The sequence below is a fragment of the Pseudoalteromonas ulvae UL12 genome (assembly GCF_014925405.1).
GTDB classification, from domain to species: Bacteria; Pseudomonadota; Gammaproteobacteria; order Enterobacterales; family Alteromonadaceae; genus Pseudoalteromonas; species Pseudoalteromonas ulvae.
On record NZ_AQHJ01000019.1, the window covers coordinates 131,628 to 138,119 of the forward strand.

Annotated in this window: 3 protein-coding genes; 1 reads left to right on the forward strand and 2 read right to left on the reverse strand. The window is 40.5% G+C overall.

Annotated elements, in window-relative coordinates; genetic code table 11:
• The first annotated feature begins 178 nt into the window (after window positions 1-178).
• Window positions 179-577, forward strand: a complete 399-nt coding sequence (locus PULV_RS01215) for a hypothetical protein (RefSeq protein WP_086745854.1) — start codon at window positions 179-181, stop codon at window positions 575-577.
• 43 nt (window positions 578-620) lie between these two features.
• Here the strand turns inward: PULV_RS01215 and PULV_RS01220 are convergent, their stop codons facing one another.
• Both PULV_RS01220 and PULV_RS01225 read right to left on the reverse strand, forming a co-directional pair.
• Window positions 621-2,099, reverse strand: coding sequence for a CsgG/HfaB family protein (locus PULV_RS01220; protein ID WP_086745853.1), 1,479 nt, complete (start codon window positions 2,097-2,099; stop codon window positions 621-623).
• Window positions 2,100-2,262: 163 nt separating this feature from the next.
• Window positions 2,263-6,285 carry a two-component regulator propeller domain-containing protein gene (locus PULV_RS01225; RefSeq protein ID WP_227009328.1) on the reverse strand — a complete coding sequence of 1,341 codons (4,023 nt, stop codon included), beginning with the start codon at window positions 6,283-6,285 and terminating at the stop codon, window positions 2,263-2,265.
• Between the last annotated feature and the right edge of the window lie 207 nt (window positions 6,286-6,492).

Consider the following 6,492-nt stretch of genomic DNA (forward strand, 5'->3'; position numbering starts at 1 on the left):
AACGATATGAGTCATTCCATTGGATGAATATTTGCTTCGCACCCCTCGTTGCTTATGAGTTGCTCTGAAATAAACCTTATTCCATCGAAATTATTGACTTATCGCATTGTAAAATCGACTATATTCCCTGTGAAACGTGCTATTTTGATGGCTGTTAACTGAAACTAGGAGGTTTTTTATGATTAGATTGAATGTGATGGTGTTTTTTATGCTTGTTTTTATCAGTGCCTGTTCATTAACAACGCCTCAAACAGTTGATTCTCAAGTGTCACAGACCATCACTGATGCAGAATTAAAACTAAACAAGCTCATTGAAAACAAAACATGTGATGGCAGCTTCCAATGCAAAGTACTCCCTGTTGGGCAACAACCTTGCGGTGAACCAAGTCGCTATGTCGTCTATTCAAACAAACATGCCTCTACTGAACAAGCTGAACGCATGGCTGCAGACGTGACTGAATTCGAGAAAATTTATAACCAACAAGCGCCTGCATTGGCTGGATGCCAGAGTATTTCAATTCCACAAGCACTGTGCTTAGAAAACACATGCCAAGTGTACAAACTCAATACGCAATAGTGGCAAGGCTCAACAGAGCCTCGCCAATAAAAATACAAATTGGTTATTCGAGTTCGACCCGTATTTTGTTTTTGACACCTCTTTTTAAAATCACATCGCCAGAGGCAAAAAATTTATCCATCGCCGCAAACTTTAAGTAATACCGGCCACTGTTTACTGGCTCTGTCACCCCATTTTTTAAAAAGTCAGGTCGTTGATGAAGTTCGCCATTGCTCTGTACTTTAAATATGCTGCCAGTTGCTTGTTTAAGCTCAGATCCTGACTCTTGATGTTGAGCAATCACCTCTATTTCAGTCATACCTGAGCCGCTAGGCTCGTGCTCAATTGACAAATGACCGAAATCGTTAGGCGCACGGTACGCTTCATACAAAAATTCATCTGCCATGTCAGTGTTAGTTGCAACCCCGGCAAATGCATTCGCTATCATGCCAAAGCCACTTTGAATCGAGTTATTCAAACAACCTGAATCTGCGAGGGCCCCATTTGTTTCATCATCAATCGTTCCAGTCACTTCTATGCTCGCGTCCTTTTGAAAACGCTCTAAAGCACGAATTGTATTCGGTGTTAATACTCCTTCGGACTCTTGATCAGATAAATAACCTAAACAATTAAGCTGTGCCTGAGCCATCGAGATTTTTACTTTGTCAAAAGGGTTCGCGAGCGACCCCATTGATGATTGCTCATGCTCACTCGTGCTTTTTCCATCGAGCTTGGCAACGTTTTTCTGATGTTTGATAGGTGCAGGAGCTGTCGCACCCGCTAACAGTGTGTTGTTCTGATCGTATCGGTAATATACATCTGGGATTTTAGTTAAGGTGTATTCAACCGCTTTTTGTATTACTTCCCGCAATGCCTTTTCTTTTGGTGTGTTCGACCAAGCGCTCAGCCCGCCACCAACAATTGAACTGCCAAAATTGGTCGCGGCCGCTGTTAAGTCAAAGTCTTTGCTGCCACCTTCAACCGTCGTTGCAGCTAAAATACGTGACGTTCGTGTATCTATCAGTCGTAAATCGATAGCCATATGGGTATTGGAGAAACCAGCTGAAACAGATTTCATCATATCACCCATGAAGCCTCCACCACCTAAGCTCGCTCCTGACGCATTATCATCAAACTCTGTGACAGAAGCGATAATCACAATTTCCGCTCCTTCTATCTCACCAAAAGCAGCGCCACTTTGACGACTGACTCGCCCAGCTGTCACTAAATCCTGTTCAGATAAGACAGCATCAAGCGCCTGTCGCTCTAAAACAATAAAACGGTTCGTACCAACCAGTGCTGTAGTCAGTTGGTCAGACATACCATTACCAATCTCTTTAGACCACCAATGACTGTTATTTGATTGATCAGTGAAACGAGCAACTGCAATACGTGCTTTGGCACCATTATACGCTTGCTGTTGAACCTGATTGACGTTAGGAGTTTGCTGATTAGAACTCACTTGAGTTGTAGTACTTTGACACGCCAGAAGGCTCGATATCACCGAGGTAAGAATGAGTGGACGAACATAATGTTTTAACACAACAATTCCTTTTAAAATGTAAATATAAGTGCTGAATAGGCTATGAGCATAGCGCCAGTTATCGCTATGCACTCTGCCATCATATAAACATTTAAATTAATAAAATCAATGCATTAAAAATAGTACAAATACGAAATTCATTTGTACTGAAACGAAAATTCATTTAAAGGTTGAGCGTTTCTTTATGTCTGTACTGTTTAGGCGAAAGACCTGTGGCAGCTTTAAAGCAACGGGCAAAATAACTTTGTGAATTAAACCCACACAGCTCTGAAATGACCCCAATCGAATGACTCGACTCCGTTAGTAACAGCTTGGCCTGGTTCAAACGATAATCCCGTACATAATCCATCGGACTCAAATTAAATAATGCACGCGTTTTATTTTGCAGCGTTCGTTCTGTCGTGCAAAGCGCGTGCGCTAACTCTTCCAAAGACATGCTTGTATTGCGATATAAATTAGCCAAAGCAGTATTGAGCTGATTCACAAATTCATGATCTCTGTGCGAAAGCGCACTAGAGGCTTGATGGCTATTGTGATTATTTGATTCTAAAAATGGCTCAAACGCATTGCGGTTTCGCGTTAACAGCTGCCTTATACTCAGTAAATTATTTATTCGACTTAAAAGCTCTGCTTCATTAAAAGGTTTGGCTAAAAATTCATCCGCCAATAAATCAAACCCTTTTAAGCGCATATCTTCAGTATGATAGGCCGTTAATATTAATACGGGTATATGACAAGTATCTAAGTCTTCTCGTAAACGCGATAACAATTCAAAACCCGATAGAATAGGCATCATGACATCACTTATAATTAAATCGGGCTGCAAAGCTCTAGCCTGCTCCAGACCAACTTCACCATTGATTGCACTAAAGCATTGATAATAAGGCTGTAAAAACGTTTCTAAATAGGCTCTCAGATCGGCATTGTCTTCAACGATTAATATTTTGAATGCGCTGGTGTCTTTTATAATCATTTGAGGCGGTGCTGACGGAGCGATTTTTGGTTGCTCACAAGATCCATACTGATAGTCTTGTATCGGCAAGCTTACCGTAAACTCTGAGCCTAAATTTGGGGTGCTTGTCACCGACATCACCCCTTGGTGTTGCTGCACAATATCTTGTACAATTGCTAACCCTAAGCCATGCCCCTCAAGTTCATTTGTTCGTCGACCGCGTTTATATTGATCGAAAATAGCCTCTAATTCATCAACATCGATTCCAATACCTGTATCTTTAACCCGCAAACAACAGCGATCTCCCATTACATCTAGCGACAACTCAACTTGCCCATGCTCGGGAGTAAATTTTATAGCATTGTAGAGTAAATTAGACATAATCTGATCTGCAGCATCGACCTGCATTAATGTGTTACACACCCCGAGTCCGTTTAATTGACCAGTGAGTGAAATACTCTTCTGTGCAGCCAATAATTTAAACCCTTCAATATAGAGCTGACTCAATGCACACAAATCAACCGTTACAACGGGCTTAGTGTCATCATTAATATTTCTGGTCTGCAAAATATCATTGACCAGCCCAAGTAATCTATCGGCATTGCGGCGCATCATAGCCAAAGAATGCACCATTAAAGGGTCTGAATTACTAACTATTAAACGCTCGATTGGGCCAGATATCATAGTTAGAGGTGTTTTAAATTCATGAGAAATAGTCGCTAATAAATTATCCTTCGCGGTGATCATCGCCTGACTATGAATTTTCTCTTGTTCAGCTATCCGTCGGTGGTAAATAAGCCATACACCATACGCAATTACACTTAAACTCAACAAGATATAGCTCGTTAAGGCCCACCAAGATAACCAAGGTGCTGGCGTAACTGTAATATCTAGGGTTTTGATCGGTCCCCACTCACCATGGGCAAATCGAGCTTTCACTTCAAATTGGTAAGTGCCTGACGATAGATTGGTATAAGTAGCGACACGCTGTTGTGAAGAAGCATTTAACCATACGCGGTCAAAACCAACTAGGCGATAAGCATAGTCGATGGGTTCAGGCATTAATGAATCAGAAGAAGTAAATTCCAATGCAAATAAGTTATGTTGATAATCTAAGTACAGATGAGGTAAAAAATTAATGTGCTGACTGAGGTTAAAACCAGAACCAGACTCTTTATCTTGAACACGCACAGGTTGATTCAATAACAGCAACTCTTTCAATGATACTCTTGGGGGAGAAAGCGTTGATGCCAGCTCTTTTGGATCAAAGTAATTAAAGCCATTCACACCACCAAAATACAGCTCTCCTTGCTTTCCTTGATGTGATGCCCCAAGGATGAATGAACGCCCTTGTAAACCAACTTCAGGTTTAACATGAGTGATCGCCTGAGTCGATTTGTTAAGCTTCATTAGCCCATTATTAGTACTAATCCATAAATAGCCGAGTTGATCTTCCTCAATGGCAAATATATTTTCATCAACTAGCCCGTCACTTTGAGTAAATTGCACCACCTCATTTGTTTGTGGATCTAAGCGATTCAAGCCTTGCATAGTCCCAACCCAAATATAGCCTTGTAAATCTTGGTGCAACGCAGTAACCATATTGGCTGTTAGCTGGCCGCTTTCTTGCCTAAAATGAGTAAACCCCCTCCGGTCATCATTCAAAAGGTTTAAACCCAATCGCGTACCGACCCATACACGCTCTTTATTATCCTGAAGAACAGAAAATACAACATTATCAGATAAACTATCTGCATCATTCGGGTCATATTTAAAATGTTGGCTAGTGAAAATTTGAGTATTAAATAAACTCAACCCTTTATTACTGCCAAGCCATAATGAATCATCCGTGGCAGCAGCAATAGCATAAATACGGTCAGAGATAAGACTCTCAGAATCATTTTTATGATGCTTAAACTGAGTAAAATCATCCGTTTTCGAGGAGTATTGCAATAATCCCCCTCCATATGTACCTAACCACACACCGTGAGTTTTGGAAGAAAAAAGCGCAAAGACATTATTAACAGCTAAACTGCGCGGGTGTTCTTTATCATGGTAATAACGTTTGAATTCAATACTATTTAACTCTCGTCTATTTACCCCTTCTCGTGTTGCAACCCAAAGTTGCCCTTGAGTGTCTTGTGTAATCGCGCGTACAAAGCTATGGCTTAAAGTACTATTATCATCAGGGTCATGTTTATGATGATGATAATTCAGCCGGCTGGGAATATAACGATTAACTCCACCACCATCTGTCCCAATCCAAATATGCTTATTCGTTGATTGATACAAAGATAAAATATAATCATTACTTAAACTATTTCCTTCCAACGGATCATTGTTCAGTGATGCCTCTAAAGTACCCTTTAAATCAAAAATAAAAACGCCACTACCGTATGTGCCAACCCACACTCTATTGCCAGACTCAACAAACACACTGGTCCCCCAGTTCTTTGCTTTACCGCCTAACTCAAAATATCGCAGTTGTTTATTTTCTACATTTAAGCGAAAGAGGCCGCCACGACCCGTTATCCATAATCTGTTTTCATGATCTTCTGCAATAGACCAAACAGCCAGATTATCGAATTGCTCGTTCTCATTCACAAGTATAAAAGGCTTAATTTGAGCAGCTTGCTGATCAAAATAATAGAGACCGTTAGCACTACCAATCCAGATTGTTCCATTGCTAGACTGATAAAGAGCACGGATACCTTGTATAGAATTTTTAGGCTGAGTTGCAACCTTGATAGAGTGATCTGATAAATTAATAATACTTAAGCTACCTGAAGCACTACCGACCAACAGCTCCCCTGTATCACTCATTAGCATCGATAACACTCGTTTGTCTTGCAACTGTGATGACCAGTGATTTGCCTCAAACAAGCCTGTCATAGGATTATAGCGATTGATGCCCTTACTCGCAGTCGAAAACCACAATTGCCCAGAAGGATCCTTAACACAAGCAGTAATCCAACTACCAGTTAAATACCCTTGCTTGTTTATTTCCTTATGAGTTTCAATACTATAACCATCTAACTTATTCAGGCCATTTTGTGAGCCAAGCCAAGTAAACCCTAAATTATCTTCAACAACACAAGTCACACTGGACTGAGTCAAGCCATCTTCGACTGAAAAGCGATCGAAATAAATGAAAGGTGCCTCTGAAAAACTAGGAAAAGAGAGAGTGAAAACAAAAAGAATAAGAAGGTATTTGGAAAAAGAGGCAAGAGACATAATTGACACTACTATCCTTAAGTCAATAATCTGATATTACGCGAGTCATTTAGGAACAATATATCGAATAGCTAATTAATTCAATGAGTTCGTCTTGGTGAGCTTTATGATCGAAGTTAAATTAAGGCGTTTTGAGTAAATAAAAAAGCAGACAGCAAAAAGCCCGACTCAATGAGTCGGGCTTTTCTTAATAGGAGCCTGGCGATG

Bases quoted from the DNA above. Each gene is read 5' to 3' on its own strand.
- PULV_RS01215 (WP_086745854.1), top strand. From the start codon at position 179: ATGATTAGATTGAATGTGATGGTGTTTTTTATGCTTGTTTTTATCAGT.
- PULV_RS01225 (WP_227009328.1), bottom strand. From the start codon at position 6,285: ATGTCTCTTGCCTCTTTTTCCAAATACCTTCTTATTCTTTTTGTTTTC.